General features: G+C 70.3%; 11 protein-coding genes. 4 read left to right on the forward strand and 7 right to left on the reverse strand.

All coding sequences use genetic code 11. The annotated features are described in order from the left end of the window. The first annotated feature begins 4 nt into the window (after positions 1–4). Together NYF13_RS33860 and NYF13_RS33865 are read left to right on the forward strand one after the other, a co-directional pair. Positions 5–817, forward strand: a complete 813-nt coding sequence (locus NYF13_RS33860) for a thioredoxin domain-containing protein (RefSeq protein WP_315662050.1) — start codon at positions 5–7, stop codon at positions 815–817. Positions 818–1,168: 351 nt separating this feature from the next. Beyond that, positions 1,169–2,470 (forward strand): ThuA domain-containing protein, encoded by a 1,302-nt coding sequence (locus NYF13_RS33865; RefSeq protein WP_315662051.1) that lies wholly within the window; start codon positions 1,169–1,171, stop codon positions 2,468–2,470. Positions 2,471–2,487: 17 nt separating this feature from the next. Here NYF13_RS33865 and NYF13_RS33870 read toward each other — a convergent pair whose 3' ends face one another. From NYF13_RS33870 to NYF13_RS33880, 3 genes are all read right to left on the reverse strand, one after another. Further along, the gene (locus NYF13_RS33870; RefSeq protein ID WP_315662053.1) at positions 2,488–2,799 is read right to left on the reverse strand and encodes a transcriptional regulator; all 312 of its coding nucleotides are present in this window, start codon (positions 2,797–2,799) and stop codon (positions 2,488–2,490) included. Continuing rightward, positions 2,796–3,299, reverse strand: coding sequence for a hypothetical protein (locus NYF13_RS33875; RefSeq protein WP_315662055.1), 504 nt, complete (start codon positions 3,297–3,299; stop codon positions 2,796–2,798). Before NYF13_RS33875 ends, NYF13_RS33870 begins: the two co-directional genes overlap by 4 nt. 72 nt (positions 3,300–3,371) lie before the next feature. After that, positions 3,372–3,947 (reverse strand): TetR/AcrR family transcriptional regulator, encoded by a 576-nt coding sequence (locus NYF13_RS33880; RefSeq protein WP_315662056.1) that lies wholly within the window; start codon positions 3,945–3,947, stop codon positions 3,372–3,374. 116 nt (positions 3,948–4,063) lie between these two features. On the opposite strand from NYF13_RS33880, the gene NYF13_RS33885 reads away from it, so the two are divergent. After that, positions 4,064–5,086 (forward strand): aldo/keto reductase, encoded by a 1,023-nt coding sequence (locus tag NYF13_RS33885; protein ID WP_315662058.1) that lies wholly within the window; start codon positions 4,064–4,066, stop codon positions 5,084–5,086. A 162-nt stretch (positions 5,087–5,248) separates the two neighbouring features. On the opposite strand, the gene NYF13_RS33890 is transcribed toward NYF13_RS33885, so the two are convergent. The 4 genes from NYF13_RS33890 to NYF13_RS33905 form a co-directional block, all read right to left on the reverse strand. Next, positions 5,249–5,605, reverse strand: coding sequence for a hypothetical protein (locus tag NYF13_RS33890; RefSeq protein ID WP_315662060.1), 357 nt, complete (start codon positions 5,603–5,605; stop codon positions 5,249–5,251). Further along, complete coding sequence (locus NYF13_RS33895; RefSeq protein WP_315662061.1) at positions 5,602–6,879, reverse strand: PepSY-associated TM helix domain-containing protein; 1,278 nt, start codon at positions 6,877–6,879, stop codon at positions 5,602–5,604. Before NYF13_RS33895 ends, NYF13_RS33890 begins: the two co-directional genes overlap by 4 nt. Positions 6,880–7,503: 624 nt before the next feature. Then, positions 7,504–11,145, reverse strand: coding sequence for a DNA gyrase subunit A (locus NYF13_RS33900; protein WP_315662063.1), 3,642 nt, complete (start codon positions 11,143–11,145; stop codon positions 7,504–7,506). 30 nt (positions 11,146–11,175) lie between these two features. Further along, entirely contained in the window at positions 11,176–13,227 is a 2,052-nt protein-coding gene (locus NYF13_RS33905) for a DNA topoisomerase IV subunit B (RefSeq protein WP_315662065.1), read from the reverse strand. A 255-nt stretch (positions 13,228–13,482) separates the two neighbouring features. Here NYF13_RS33905 and NYF13_RS33910 point away from each other — a divergent pair, with 255 nt between their 5' ends. Further along, positions 13,483–14,553: an LLM class flavin-dependent oxidoreductase gene (locus tag NYF13_RS33910; protein WP_315662067.1), complete on the forward strand. Its 1,071-nt coding sequence runs from the start codon at positions 13,483–13,485 to the stop codon at positions 14,551–14,553. The last annotated feature ends 190 nt before the right edge of the window (positions 14,554–14,743 follow it).

Below are 14,743 nucleotides of genomic sequence, written 5' to 3' on the forward strand. Positions count from 1 at the left end.
ACTGATGGGTGGAGCAGCGCGCAACGCTCGCAAGAGCCGGCAGCAGGCCCAGGCGGCCCGGTCGGTCGCGCAGGCCAGGGGCACGGCCGGGGGCGACCCGAAGAAGATCGCGATCATCGTGGTCGCGGTGGTGGTCCTGGCCGCACTGGTGATCGGCGGCGTGCTCTGGATCAACTCGAGCAAGAACTCGACCGCGGGCTCCGCGATCAAGCCCGGCGCGTCGCCGACCCTCGCCGCCGGCGTGGTGGAAAAGCGGGACGGCGTGGTGGTTTCGGTCGGCAAGCCCGGCGCGGCGAAGAGCATCGATCTCTACGCCGACTTCCTCTGCCCGTACTGCGGTCAGCTGCAGAAGGACTACGGGCCGAAGATGGAGCAGGCGATCAACAACGGTCAGCTCACCGTGCGTTACCACATGGTAACGCTGCTGAACGACCACTCGGACCCGCCGGGCTACTCGGTCGAATCGGCGAACGCGGCGCTGGCCGCGGCCGACGAGCAGAAGTTCAGCGCCTTCCACGACGCATTGTTCAAGAACCAGCCGGAAGAGGGCTCGCGCGCGTTCGACAAGGCGCAGCTGATCAAGCTCGGCCAGGATCTCGGCATCACCGATCCGAAGTTCGCCCAGACGGTCAACGCCGGTACCTACGACGCGCAGCTGCAGAGCGAATTCCAGAAGGCCGAGAACGACCCGAACCTGGCCCAGGACTTCCCGAACGGCAGCCACGGCTTCGGCACGCCGACCATCGCGGTGAACGGCAAGGCCATCCCCGCTTCGGGCGACTGGCTGAACGGGGTGTTGAACGGCACCGCCGGCTGATTCGCTGATTTCACCTGATCGGGTACAACCCGTCGTCCGACCCGGGCCGCACGGCCGGGGGAGGAGGCGGGTTGTGCCCGATTTTCGGGTCGAAGAGGCGCTGCCGGGGTTCCGATCGTCGCAGTGAGCGGACTTCCCCTGGTGCGAAACGCTTCCCGGTGACCGGCACCCGGCACCGGCCAGGTCTGGACCCGGCGCGGGCAGCTGTGCATTAATTCAAGGCGTGAAGTTTGGTCCTTCGCCGAGGAGAACCGGCCCGCGCGGGTCTCTTCCGGCACGGGAAGGGGCGCTCCCACCGCTTCCCGTAGGGGCCCGACCCTCCTTTCCCCGCCCCCGGCCGGAAGGTTCCCCATGCCCGTCCAACGACGCCCGTTCGGGCTCGTGGTCAAGGTGCTGGCGTTCTTCGCCGCCTGCCTCGGCCTCGCGTTCGGCTCACCGGCCCTGGCCCCGTCCGCCACCGCGGCGACGCCGTTCAAGGTGCTCGCCTTCTACAGCGGCACCTACGACGCCGCGCACATCAGCTTCGAGAAGGAAGCCAACACCTGGTTCCCGCGGCAGGCGGCGGCCAACGGCTTCAGCTACTCCTCCACCACCGACTGGGACCGGCTCACCGGCATCACCCCGGAGCAGTACCAGGTGGTGGTGTTCCTGGACGACCAGCCCCAGTCGCAGGCGCAGTTCCAGGGTTTCCAGCGCTACATGGACGCGGGCGGCGGGTTCTTCGGCTTCCACGTTTCGGCCTACAACGATGACTCCACCCCCGCGTACGCGAACTGGTTCCACAACGACTTCCTCGGCACCGGCCGGTTCGTCTCGAACAGCTGGGGCCCGACCGCCGAGACCCTGAAGATCGAGAACCGCACGCACCCGTCCACGGTGAACCTGCCGGCGACCATCCAGTCCTCGGTCAGCGAGTGGTACTCCTGGCAGAACGACCTGCGGCGGAACCCGGACATCTCGGTCCTGGCCTCGCTCGACCCGTCCACCTTCCCGGTGGGCGACGACCCGAGCCAGACCTGGTCCAGCGGGTACTACCCGATCGTGTGGACGAACAAGAACTACAAGATGCTGTACGCGAACTTCGGCCACAACAAGATGAACTACGAGACCGACACCGCGTTGTCCTCGACCTTCGCCGGCGCCGACCAGAACGAGTTCGTGCTCGACGGCCTGCGCTGGCTGGGCGGGGCCACGGGTGACGGTGGCACCCCGCCCTCGGGCGGTATCCCGCCCACCGCCTGGTACCCGGTGGTGAGCAAGGCCACCGGCAAGTGCGTCGACGCGCGGTCCGCGGCTTCGGCCGACGGCACGGTGATCCAGCAGTACACCTGCAATTCCACGGACGCCCAGCAGTTCCAGTTCGCGCCGACCAGCGGCGGGTACGCCCGGGTGAACAGCCGGATCGACCCGGCGCAGGTGATCGATGTGTCCAATGTGGCCACCACGGACAACGCGGGGCTACAGCTCTGGGCCTACGGTGGCGGGGGCAACCAGCAGTGGCAGCCGGTCTCCGAGGGTGGCGGTTACTACCACTTCGTGGTCCGGCACAGCGGGAAGTGCCTGACCGTGCCCGGCGGCTCGGCGGCCGACAGCGTGCAACTGGTCCAGTCGGCTTGCAACGGTGGTGCGGCCCAGTCGTTCCACGTGGCCTGACGGGCCCGCACGGTCGCTCAAGTGGCTTCCGAACGGCGTGGGGTCCGCGCGACGATCTGCTGCAACGCTTCGACGTGCTCGAGGAACCGCTGCCGCCCCTCGCCGGTGGCCTGGACCGAGGTCTTGGGCACCCGGCCGAGGTAGGTCCGCCGCTGCTCGATGTACTCGGCCTTCTTCAGGGTCGCCAACTGCTTGGACAGGGCGGAGTCCGAAAGGGACACTTCGTCGCGGAGGAAGGCGAATTCGCACCACTCGGCCGCGCAGAGCACGGACATGAGCGCCAGCCGGGTCGGGTCCGACAACAGGCGGTCCAGTTGCGGTGCGGTCATGCCCGCGCGTGCCGCTGCGAGGCCGCCACCAGACCTTGGCCCAGCGCGAACAGCGCGGTGAACGCGACGCCGTAGACCACCCCGACCACGGTGTTCGGGTACTGGCCCAGCCCGGCCGAATCGGCCAGGCGGTGCGCGAAACCGGTGCCGTACCGGGCGATCAGCCACGCGCCGAGCACCCCGACGGCCAGCACCACCCCGAACACCCACGGCACGAACGGCTGCCGCTGCTGCACCCCGCGCGCCCGGCCGAGCAGCGAGGACCGCTCGTACCGGCCGGCCACGAACGCCGCCACCAGCGCGACGATGACCAGCACCGCCACCAGTTTCGCGCCGCTGAGCGAGATGAAGTCGGTGGCGGCCGAGCCGCCGGCGGTCACCACGAACACCACCGCGTAGACCCACCACGGCAGCCGCGCCGCCCGCCGGGTCCGTTCCTGGTGCGCGCGGACCGATGCCAGCGCTTCGGCGGCCTGCTGCTGCTCGTCCTGCTGGGGCATGACTACCTCCCGTTGACTACTTGCCTACTGGGAAAGTACTCACTTCTTTCCACTGAGGCAAGTAGTCGGGTCTCAGCGCTTCCGCAGTCCGTCGACGAGGACGGCGACCAGGTGCTGGTTGTGGCCGAACTCCTCGCCGCGAATGGGCTGGCACAACAGGGCGATGGCGTTGAGCAACTGCTTCGCGCTGACGTCGGACCGGATTTCGCCGTCCGCGGCCTCGAGCAGTGCGGTGAGGGTGGGTTCGAGCCGCTGCATGAAGTAGCCGGGCAGGGCGTCGAACGCGGGATCGCCCGAATGCAGCGCCGAGGCCAGCCCTCGTTTGGTGCCGAGCAACTCGGTGTACCGGTGGATCCACCGCCCGAGTGCGTCCAGTGGTTCGTGCTGGGCAGCGAAGACGGGACCGGCCTCGGCGCAGGCGTCGATCCCGCTCTGCACCACGGCCGCGACCAGGTCCGAGCGCTGCGGGAAGTGCCGGTACAGCGTGCCGACGCCGACACCGGCCAGATCGGTGATCTCCTTCGCGGGGGCGTCCACGCCGGAGGTGTCGAACACCTTCTTCGCGGCTTCGAGCAGGGCGTCGACGTTGCGCTGGGCGTCGGCGCGCCGCCTTCGGGGCGACGGCTCTGGTGTCGTGTTGCCGGTCACAACCCTCCTCGGCTTGCATAACCGGAAAGTCTTTCCGTATGGTTGCGGAAGAGCTTTCCGCTTAGGTCGAGGGTACGGCATCCGCCGCGCGCCGGCCGCAACCCCAGGAGCCCGTCATGCAGTACCGCACGCTCGGCCGGACCGGCATCAAGGTCAGCCCGTACGCCCTCGGCACGCTGATGTTCGCCACGTCGATCGGCAACCCCGACCCGCAGGACTCGATCCGCGTGATCCACCGGGCGCTGGACGCGGGGATCAACTTCGTCGACACCGCCGACTCCTACGGGGACTCCGAGGAGATCGTGGGCAAGGCGCTCAAGGGCCGCCGGGACGGGGTGGTGCTCGCGACCAAGTTCGGCCGTCCGATGGGGGAGGACCCCAACCGGCAGGGCGCGTCACGGCGCTGGATCACCACCGCGGTCGAGGACTCCCTGCGCCGCTTGCAGACCGACTACCTCGACCTGTACCAGATCCACCGGCCCGACCCCGACACCGAACTCGGGGAAACCCTTTCCGCGTTGTCCGACCTGGTCCGCAGCGGCAAGGTCCGGGCGATCGGGTCGTCCGCGCTGCCCGCCTCGGATCTGGTCGAGGCCCACTGGGCGGCGGCGCGGGGCGGGCTGGTGGCGTTGCACACCGAGCAGCCGCCGTACTCGCTGCTGAACCGGGGCATCGAGCGCGAGGTGCTGCCTCTGGTGCAGCGCCACGGGATGGGCACGCTGGTGTGGGGGCCGCTCGGGCAGGGGCTGCTCACCGGCCGCGTCCGCCGGGGCCAGGACAACGACCTGCGCCGCGCGGGCCTGGCCCGGCACCTGACCGACGAGCGCCGGCTCGACGTCGTCGAGCAGCTCATCCCGGTGGCCGAGGCGGCGGGGCTGCCGCTGACCCACCTGGCCCTGGCGTTCGCCATCACCCACCCCGGGGTGACCAGCGCCATCATCGGCCCGCGCACGATGGCCCACCTCGAAGACCTGCTGACCGGTCTCGAAGTCGAGCTGACCGACGAGGTGCTCGACCGGATCGACGCGATCGTGCCGCCGGGCACCGACGTCGGCACGCTCGACCAGACCTACCGGCCGCCGGCCCTGCTCCGCGCGGATCTGCGCCGCCGCCCCGCGACCGAGCGCGGCGCGGCCTGAACCGGGTGGCGCCGCGGGGGCCGATCAGTGGTCGCCGACCGGCTCCCACTGGCTGGGCTCATCGCCGGACGGGCCCGAATCCCGGCGGCCCGGTGGGAAAGCCGGGCCGCTGATTCGGCCGGATCAGGGCACGGGCCGAGCGGTGCGGTGAAACGTCGCCGGTCAGGCCGGGCGCCAGGTGGTCTGCATCCGGACCACCAGCACGGCCAGGACCAGCAGCGCGACGGCGATCAGCACCGCGGCCCACCGGCCGTCGTCGGGGGCGGTGGCCAGCGCGGCGGGCAGGACGACCAGCGAGGTCACCAGGTAGGCCAGGTGCGTGCCGGGCTCACGGGGATGGGCGCCGCCGAGCAGCCCGGCCACGTCGGCGACCGCCTGGACGAGCAGGGCCAGCTCGATCACCCCGAGCGCGGGCCGCGCCCGGCGGCGGCGGTAGCGGCCGGCGAGCCCGGTGCCGAGCACCACGAGCCCGCCGGCCACGCACACCACCGTGGTGGTGAAGGCCAGGGATTCGATCACGCCGCCCCCCGTTCCGCCCTCGCCCGCCGGCGGCGGCGCTTCGAGCCGGTGCGGAACAACCAGGTGGACAGCCCGGTGAGCATCAGCGCCAGCGGGGCCAGGCCGAGCACGAACCACAAGATCCGCCACCACGGGCCGACCAGCCAGCCGAAGTGGGCGGGCTCGAAGACGCGCTCGTAGAACGTGTTCGCCCCCGGCTGCGATTTCGCGTCCACATCGGACACGTGATTCGCGTCGTGGCTGTCCACGTACACCGTCTGGTCGCCGCCGAAGAAGGTCCGCGCGCCGTAGGGTTGGTAACCGGGGCTGGCGATCGAGACGCTGTAGTACCCGTTCTGCGCCGTGGTCAGGTAACGCACCTCGCCCGGCGTGACGGCCAGGGCCGCGGCGGCCGCCCGCTCGATCCCGATCTCGGGGGTGCCCGGGGCGACGGGGTGCGCGGTGAACGAGTACTGGGCCGGGTCGGCGGGCGCGCCGCCGGTGATGGCCAGCCAGGCGTCCTTGGCCGGCGGCAGGTAGAACGCGGCGCCGGTGACGCCCCACATCAGCACGAACGGCACGGTCACGATGCCGATCACGTTGTGCAGGTCGAAGTCGCGGGCGAACCGGCCCTTCCCGGTGCGGACGCGGAAGCCGTGGGACAACCGCCGGAACCCGGGCCACCAGACCACCACCCCGGTGACCGCCAGCAGCACCATCAGCAGGCCCAGCACCACCAGGACCAGCAGGCCCCAGCTCAGCCCCGGCGGCCAGTCGAACCCGATCGACGGCACCGGCGCGGCCAGCCACGAGACGTAACCCGGGTCGCTCGCGCAGGTCAGCCCGCAGTCGTGCAGGTTGGCCAGCCAGCCCATCACCCCGTCCTCGACCCGCGCCTCGCCGTTGATCCGCGCGGTGCCGGGATCCACGGCGAAGACCCGCGCGTAGTCCGCGTCGCCGACCGCGAGGATGCCGCCGTCGGCGCTGACCCAGGCCGGGGCGAACTCCGGGTGGGCCGCGGCGACGATGTCCCGCGCCTGCTGGAAGCCGATCGGATGAGCGCTGTAGGTGTGCCGGTAGAAATCGCCGTGGGTGGCCCGGTAGTACTCCGGGTGGAACAGCAGCACGGCGCCGGAAGTCGTCTCCAGCACCAGGAAGAGCCCGAGGACCAGCGAGGTCCACCGGTGCGTCACGATCAGCGCCCGGCGCACCGGTTTGCGGTGCAGCCACCGCCGGAAGGTGCCCTGGCGCGCCGGCCGGGCCGCCTGCGCGCGGGTCAGCTCTTCGATGCTCAAGCTCGCCCCCTCGATCGTGATCGGAGGTGAGGCTAGCCTTGCCTTCGTGTTGAGGTAAAGCCTCTGTGATCCACGCACCTTTCCGGCCGGTTGCAGCGGCTGAAGGAGCAGGACGGGCGCGGGTCGTCGGCCCGCGCGCACGGGTGGCCGAACAGCGGGTCTGCCCCCGGGCGTTCGGCGGCGAGGCCGGGAGGTCTTCGTGGGCTGCGCCGCGAGTGCCCCGAGCCGGTCGTCGGGGTGGAGGCTCAGGACGGGTCCACAGTGGAGGGAAGCACCGAGCGGGCAGGACCGGCTTCCCCGGGTCGCCGCCTTCGGGGCCGGGCGGGTTCGCACCCGGCCCCTGGCCACGCCCGGCCCGGACACCGATCAGCACCGAGCCGCCCAGTCCGGGAACCACCCGGCCCAGACTCGGATCAGCACCGAGCCGCTCAGTCCCGTGACGCCCGGCCCAGACTCCGACCAGCACCGAGCCGCCCGGCTCGGGAATCGCCGGGCCCGGGAACCGCCCGGCCCCGTGACGCCCGGCTCGGGAACCGCCCGGCTCGGTGACGTCTCAGCCCGGAACCCCCGGCAACTGAGCCGCCGTGGCCGGTCGGGCCCGAGGTGGCCCGGACCGGAAGCGGCTCAGTCCCGTTCGATCACGTGCCCCACCACTTCCGGCCCCGGGTGGGCGTGACCGGAACCGTCGCGGCGCAGGTCGACCTCCGGTAGTTCCACCGCGTCACCGTTGCGGGCCGAACCGGCCGGTCGCGGGCCGATCCAGGCCACCGTCAGCCCGGTCTCGCCCTTGAGGAACCGGTGGGCCCGGACCCCGGCGGTGGCACGGCCCTTGGCCGGGTACTCGCTGAACGGGGTCACCTTGACGCTCTGCCCGGTGGCCGTGACCACCATCGGCTCGCCGTGCTCCTCGTCGTCGGTGCGCACCGCGCCGAAGAACACCGCGCTGCCGCCGGACGGGAGGTTGATCCCCGCCATCCCGCCGCTCTTGAGCCCCTGGGGCCGGACCAGCGAAGCGGCGAAGCGCAGCAGAGAAGCCTCGGAGGAGACGAAGGCCAGAGTCTCGCCGCCGTCGGTCAGCCAGGTCGCGCCGATCACTTCGTCCCCGGGCTTCAGCGAGATCACCTCGAACTCGTCCGACCGCACCGGCCACTCGGGTGCGCACACCTTCACCACCCCGCCGCGGGTGCCCAGGGCCAGGCCCGGTGAATCACCCGCCTGCTCGCCGAGCGGGGCGATGCCGACCACCGTCTCGCCCTTCTCCAGCGGCACCAGCTCCTTGGCCGCCATCCCGCCGCGCACCGACACCGTGCCGGCCTGCTCCGGCAGCACGGGCAACGGGAGCACTTCCGTCTTGAACGCGCGCCCGCGGCTGGTCACCAGCAGCACCTGGCCCCGCGCGGTGGTGTGCACGACGGCCGAGACGGCGTCGTGCTTCACCCGCCCGCTGCGGCGCCGGACCTCCGACGCCTCTTCCGATTCGGCGGCCGTCCGCGCCACCAGCCCGGTGGCCGACAGGATCACCTGGCACGGGTCGTCGGTGATCTCCAGCGGACCCGAGGGCTTCGAGGCCGCCAGCACCTCCTTGAGGTCACCGTCGATCAGCCGGGTGCGCCGCTCGGTGGTGAAGTCCTTGGCGATCTGCGCCAGCTCCGAAGAGACGAGCTTCTTCAGCACCGACTCGTCGTCGAGGATCGTGGACAGCTCGGCGATCTCCTCGCGCAGCTTGTCCTGTTCGGCCTCCAGCTCCAGCCGGTCGTACTTGGTCAGCCGGCGCAGCGGGGTGTCGAGGATGTAGGTCGCCTGGATCTCGGAGAGCTTGAAGCGCGAGATCAGGCCGTCCTTGGCCGCCTGCGCGTTTTCGCTCTCCCGGATCAGCTTGATGACCTTGTCGATGTTCAGCAGCGCGGTCAGCAGGCCCTCGACCAGGTGCAGCCGCTCCTCGCGCTTGCGGCGCCGGTAGCGGGTCCGCCGGGTGACCACCTCGTAGCGGTGCTTGAGGAAGACCTCCAGCAGGGCCTTGAGCCCGAGCGTGCGCGGCTGGCCGTCGACCAGCACCAGGTTGTTGATGCCGAAGGACTGCTCCAGCGGGGTCAGCCGGTACAGGTCGGCCAGCAGCGCCTGCGGGTTCACCCCGACCTTGCACTCGATCACCAGCCGGGTGCCGTTCTCGCGGTCGGTGAGGTCCTTGACGTCGGCGATGCCGGTGAGCCGCTTGGACTTGTTGACCTCGTCGGTGATCTTCTCGATCACCTTCTCCGGCCCCACCCCGTAGGGCAGCTCGTTGACCGTGATGGCCTGCCGCCCGCGGCTGCCCTCCAGCGGCCCGGTCTCCACGTTCGCGCGCATCCGCACGACCCCGCGGCCGGTCTCGTACGCCCGCCGCACCTCGTCCAGCCCGAGCAGCGCCCCGCCGGTCGGCAGGTCGGGCCCGGGCACGATCTCCATCAGCTTGTCCAGCGTGGCGTTCGGGTGGGTGATCAGCCACCGCGCCGCGTTGATGATCTCGCCCATGTTGTGCGGGATCATGTTGGTCGCCATCCCGACCGCGATCCCGGAGGTGCCGTTCACCAGCAGGTTCGGGAAGGCCGCGGGCAGCACCGACGGCTCCTCCAGCGAACCGTCGTAGTTCGCGCGGAAGTCGACGGTCTCCTCGCCGAGCTCGCCGACGAGCAGCATGGCTTCGGGGGACATGCGGGCTTCGGTGTTGTGGTTGACGAAGCCGCCGGCCAGGAACGAGTGGTCCTCCGAGACGACCCGCACCGAGTAGACCTCGGCCGGCTCGGCCGAGGCGGCCTCGGTGACCTCTTCGAACCGGTAGCCCGAGTCCATCACCGGCAGGATCGTCGACAGGACCTCGGGGTCCTCGATCCGGTCGATGATCCGCTGCCGCTCGGTCTCCCACTGATCGACCCGGTCGAGCTCGTCCCCGGCGAGGCGGGCGCTCCCGCTTTCCAGCGCACCGAGCACGTACTCGGCCACGAACGGCACCCGGTCACCGCCGGTCGCTCGCGGTGCGGGCCGCCGGAGCAGGCTCCGCAGCTCGGCCTCCTTGGGCGCCGGCAAACCGACCCGCTCGGCGAACGCCCGGACGTCGTGTCGCCCGGACACGACGAGCCGGTGCTCCACCGATCCGTCCGGCCCGGTGTGCCGGCGGCGGGTGGCCGGCACACCGAACTCGGCGAGCAGCTCCTGCACCTCACCCGTGAGCCGGGCGCCGGCGATCGGGCACCGGAGGGAGACCCCGCCGGCCGAGGACAGATGACCGTCTTCGAAGACGGTCGTCAGGAAGGCCCGTTTGACCCCGTACCCGCCGTTCCACACGCACTCGGGCACGAACCCGCTCCGCGCCTGGCCGTGGAACTCCGAGGACAGGCCGGCCCGGAAAGCGTCCAGCTCACCCGCACGGTCCTGCGCCTCGAACTCGGGCAGCAGCTCGCTCGCGCGGTCCTCGCCCACGGGGCCTTCGGACACCCAGGCGCCCGCGAGGACTCCGAGGGCGTGCTCGCGCGCCGTCGGCACCACCTGCGTCCACGCGTTGCGGGCGAGGCACACCACGGTGCCCGGCCGGATCTCGTCGAGCTGCCGCCACTGGAAGACCGGCACGCCCATCGGTGCTTCCAGGCACAGCACCGGGTGGTTCTCGCTGCCCCGGATCGAAAAACCCGAACTGGTGGCGATCCGGACCGTCGGGTGGGCCCCGGAGTTGAAGACCTTGTCCACCCGAACGGCCTTGCCGTCCTTGTCCAGGACCTCGAAGTCGGCGTCCGCCTCGGTGTCCGCCGGCAGGTTCACCAGTTCGGCGATCCGCGGGCTGGAACCGTCGGCGAGGCGGATCCGGGTGTCGCCCACCACGCAGTAACGCGAAGCGGCCGGTCCGTCGTCCGGGGAGCCGAAGTTGCCGTGCCCGTCGATCAGCGGGGCGTTCATCGAGAAGCCCTGGGCCAGCCGGACCATCGCGTCGTAGATGGCCACGTCGCCGTGCGGGTGGTACTTGCCCATGACGTCGCCGACCACGCGGGACGACTTCACGTACGCGTGAGCCGGCCGGTAGCCGTTCTCGTTCATCGAGTACATGATGCGGCGGTGCACCGGCTTGAGGCCGTCGCGCGCGTCGGGCAGGGCGCGGGAGTGGATGACCGAGTAGGCGTACTCCAGGTAGGAGTCCTCGATCTCGGTCTGCAACGGGTTGTCGAAGACCTGGGCTCCCGGCTGGTCGAACGCGCTCGCGTCCACCCGCGTCACCGGGGTCTTGCTACGGCGAGCCATGGCTCACAACTCCTTGGGAACGAAGGAAAATCAGACGTCGATGGCTTCGCGGTCGACGCGGTCGGAGGATTCGACGAGCCAGTTGCGCCGGGGCTCGACCTTCTCGCCCATCAGCAGCTCCAGCGCGGTCTCGGCGGCTTCGGCGTCGTCGAGGCCGATCCGCCGGACGGCGCGGGTGGCCGGGTTCATCGTGGTCTCCCAGAGCTCGTCGGCGTCCATCTCGCCGAGGCCCTTGAACCGCTGCACCGGGGTGACGACGTGCTTGCCGGACTTCTCCAGCTCCGCGAGCTTCGTCTCCATCTCGCGCTGGGTGAAGGTGAAGTGCGTCTCCGGGCTGCGGCCCTTGGTGACCAGCTTGTGCAGCGGCGGCATGGCCGCGTACAGCCGGCCGTCTTCGATCACCGGGCGCATGTACTTGGCGAACAGGGTGATCAGCAGCGTCCGGATGTGCGAACCGTCGACGTCCGCGTCGGCCATCAGGATCACCCGGCCGTAGCGCATGGTGGCCAGGTCGAACGTGCGCCCGGTGCCGGCGCCGAGCACCTGCACGATCGAGGCGATCTCGGCGTTCTTCAACGTGTCGCCCAGTGAGGCCTTCTGCACGTTCAGGATCTTGCCGCGCAACGGCAGCAGGGCCTGGTACTCCGAGACCCGCGCCATCCGGGCCGAGCCGAGGGCGCTGTCGCCCTCCACCAGGAACAGCTCGCTGCGGGCCACTCCGGTGGTGCGGCAGTCGACCAGTTTCGGGGGCATCGCCGCGCCCTCCAGCGCGGTCTTGCGGCGGGCGGCGTCCTTCTGCTGCTTCTGGGTGAGCCGCACGCGCGCGGCGTCGACCACCTTCTGCAGGACGACCTTGGCCTCGGACTTGGTCCTGCGGTCGTCGACCCAGGCCTTGACGTGCTTGTCCACGACGCCCTGGATCACCCGGGTGATGCCGGCGGTGGACAGCTCGTCCTTGGTCTGCGAGGTGAACTGCGGCTCCGGGATGCGCACGTGGATCACCGCGGTCATGCCCTCGAGCGCGTCCTCCAGCGTCGGCGGGTCCTCCTTGGGCTTGAGCAGCCCGCGGGTTTTGCCGATCGCCTCCTGCAGCGACCTCGTCACGGCACGGTCGAAGCCGCGCCGGTGGGTGCCGCCGTGCACGTTGCGGATGGTGTTGGTGAAGCACTCGACCGTGCGCTCGTAGCCGGTGCCCCAGCGCAGGGCCACCTCGACCTCGGCCCGGCGCTCCACATTGGACTGCATCACGCCGCTGGCGTCGGCCGCGTTCTCCTTGTACGTGCCCTCGCCGTTGATCACCAAGGTGCCGCAGACCGGCTTCTCGCCGGCCGGGGTGAGGAAGTCGACCATGTCCACCAGCCCGTGCGGGTAGTGGAAGGTCTCCTCGGTGATCGTGTCCTCGATGGCCGTGCGCAGCACGTAGGTGACGCCGGGGACGAGGAAGGCGGTGTTGCGCAGCTTGGTCCGCACCCCCTCGACGTCGAGCGAAGAACCGGTTTCGAAGTACCGCGCGTCGTACCAGTACCGGATCGAGGTGCCGCTGCGTTCGCCGCGCTTCATCTTGCCGGCCGGGGTCAGCCCGGAGCGACGGGTGAACTTGGCCTTCGGGCCGGGTGCGTCGAAGGTGCCGGGCACGCCGTGCGCGAACGACATCTGGTGCACCTGGCCGTTTTGCCTGACCGTGACGTCGAAGCGGTGCGACAGCGCGTTCACCGCCGACGCGCCGACGCCGTGCAGGCCGCCCGAGGTCTTGTAGCCGGAGCCGCCGAACTTGCCGCCGGCGTGCAGCCGGGTGAGCACCAGCTCGACGCCGGACAGGCCGGATTTGGCGTGCGTGCCGGTGGGGATGCCGCGCCCGTCGTCGTCGACCTGCACGCTGCCGTCGGCGTGCAGGGTGACCACCACGCGGCTGGCGTGGCCGGCCACGCCCTCGTCGGTCGAGTTGTCCACCACCTCGGAGAACAGGTGGTTGATGCCCCGGCTGTCGGTGGAGCCGATGTACATCCCGGGGCGCTTGCGGACCGCTTCGAGGCCCTCGAGATGCGTGAGGTCGTCGGCCCCGTACAGAGTTTCGGCAGTCACGAGGTCGCTCTCCCGGATCAAGACAAGCTGGCGGTGGACAAAGGGGCGGTGCGCACCGGAGCTGTGCTCCCGGGCTGACACCGTACTGCAGGATATCCGCACCCACCGACAGGTTCGGCGCCCTCGGGTCCGGATGTGGCCCCGCAGCGTGTCCCAGGTCACCGGGGTGGTCGAGGAGAAATATATCTTTCGCGCGAGTGGTTGAGCGTGATACTAAGAGCACGGACCCGGGGACACCAGCGTCGAGGAGCGGTCATGCAGTTCGGAATCTTCACGGTGGGCGACGTCACGACCGACCCCACCACGGGCACGGCACCGTCGGAGCACGAGCGCATCGAGGCGATGGTCCGGATCGCCCTCAAGGCCGAGGAGGTCGGCCTGGACGTGTTCGCCACGGGGGAGCACCACAACCCGCCGTTCGTGCCCTCGTCGCCGACCACCATGCTCGGCTTCATCGCGGCGCGCACGGAAAAGCTCGTGCTCTCCACCTCGACCACGCTGATCACCACGAACGACCCGGTGAAGATCGCCGAGGACTTCGCGATGCTGCAGCACCTCGCCGACGGCCGGGTGGACCTGATGATGGGCCGCGGCAACACCGGCCCGGTCTACCCCTGGTTCGGCCAGGACATCCGCCAGGGCATTCCACTGGCCATCGAGAACTACGCGCTGCTGCGGCGGCTCTGGCGCGAGGAGGCGGTGGACTGGGAGGGCGAGTTCCGCACACCGCTGCAGGGCTTCACCTCCACCCCGCGCCCGCTCGACGGCGTGCCACCGTTCGTCTGGCACGGCTCGATCCGCAGCCCGGAGATCGCCGAGCAGGCCGCGTTCTACGGCGACGGCTTCTTCGCCAACCACATCTTCTGGCCGACCCGGCACTACCAGCAGCTCATCGAGTACTACCGCCGGCGCTACGAGCACTACGGCCACGGCCAGGCCGACCAGGCCATCGTCGGCCTCGGCGGCCAGGCCTTCATCCGGCCCAGGTCGCAGGACGCGTGGAACGAGTTCCGGCCGTACTTCGACCGGGCGCCGGTCTACGGGAACGGGCCTTCGCTGGAGGACTTCACCGAGCAGACCCCGCTGACCGTCGGCAGCCCGCAGGAGGTCATCGACAAGACGCTGACCTTCCGGGAGAGCTTCGGCGACTACCAGCGCCAGCTGTTCCTGATGGACCACGCCGGCCTGCCGCTGAAGACCGTGCTGGAGCAGCTCGACCTGCTGGGTGAAGAGGTGATCCCGGTGCTGCGCAAGGAGTTGGAGTCGAAGCGCCCTTCACACGTCCCGGACGCGCCGACGCACGAGTCGCTGAAGGCCGCGCGCTGAGTTCTTCGCCGAACCGTGTTTGGGCCGGGGGGGGGATAGGTCAGGGCGGTACGGACTATCGCCCGGCTGAGCATCGAAGCATTTCCATTGGCGTGCAAGGCTTTCAGGACGGAATTCCAGTAACCCGCCGCTCCGGGAACCAGCGGCCTGCCGCCCGGTGATGAAACTTAAGCGTCCACTTGACTATCAA

The sequence above is a fragment of the Amycolatopsis sp. PS_44_ISF1 genome (assembly GCF_032335455.1).
Classification (GTDB): domain Bacteria; phylum Actinomycetota; class Actinomycetes; order Mycobacteriales; family Pseudonocardiaceae; genus Amycolatopsis.

Excerpts from the sequence above, each read along its gene's own strand:
- NYF13_RS33885 (WP_315662058.1), top strand. The coding sequence starts at position 4,064 with ATGCAGTACCGCACGCTCGGCCGGACCGGCATCAAGGTCAGCCCGTAC.
- NYF13_RS33865 (WP_315662051.1), top strand. The coding sequence starts at position 1,169 with ATGCCCGTCCAACGACGCCCGTTCGGGCTCGTGGTCAAGGTGCTGGCG.
- NYF13_RS33910 (WP_315662067.1), top strand. The coding sequence starts at position 13,483 with ATGCAGTTCGGAATCTTCACGGTGGGCGACGTCACGACCGACCCCACC.
- NYF13_RS33860 (WP_315662050.1), top strand. The coding sequence starts at position 5 with ATGGGTGGAGCAGCGCGCAACGCTCGCAAGAGCCGGCAGCAGGCCCAG.
- NYF13_RS33875 (WP_315662055.1), bottom strand. The coding sequence starts at position 3,299 with ATGCCCCAGCAGGACGAGCAGCAGCAGGCCGCCGAAGCGCTGGCATCG.
- NYF13_RS33870 (WP_315662053.1), bottom strand. The coding sequence starts at position 2,799 with ATGACCGCACCGCAACTGGACCGCCTGTTGTCGGACCCGACCCGGCTG.
- NYF13_RS33900 (WP_315662063.1), bottom strand. The coding sequence starts at position 11,145 with ATGGCTCGCCGTAGCAAGACCCCGGTGACGCGGGTGGACGCGAGCGCG.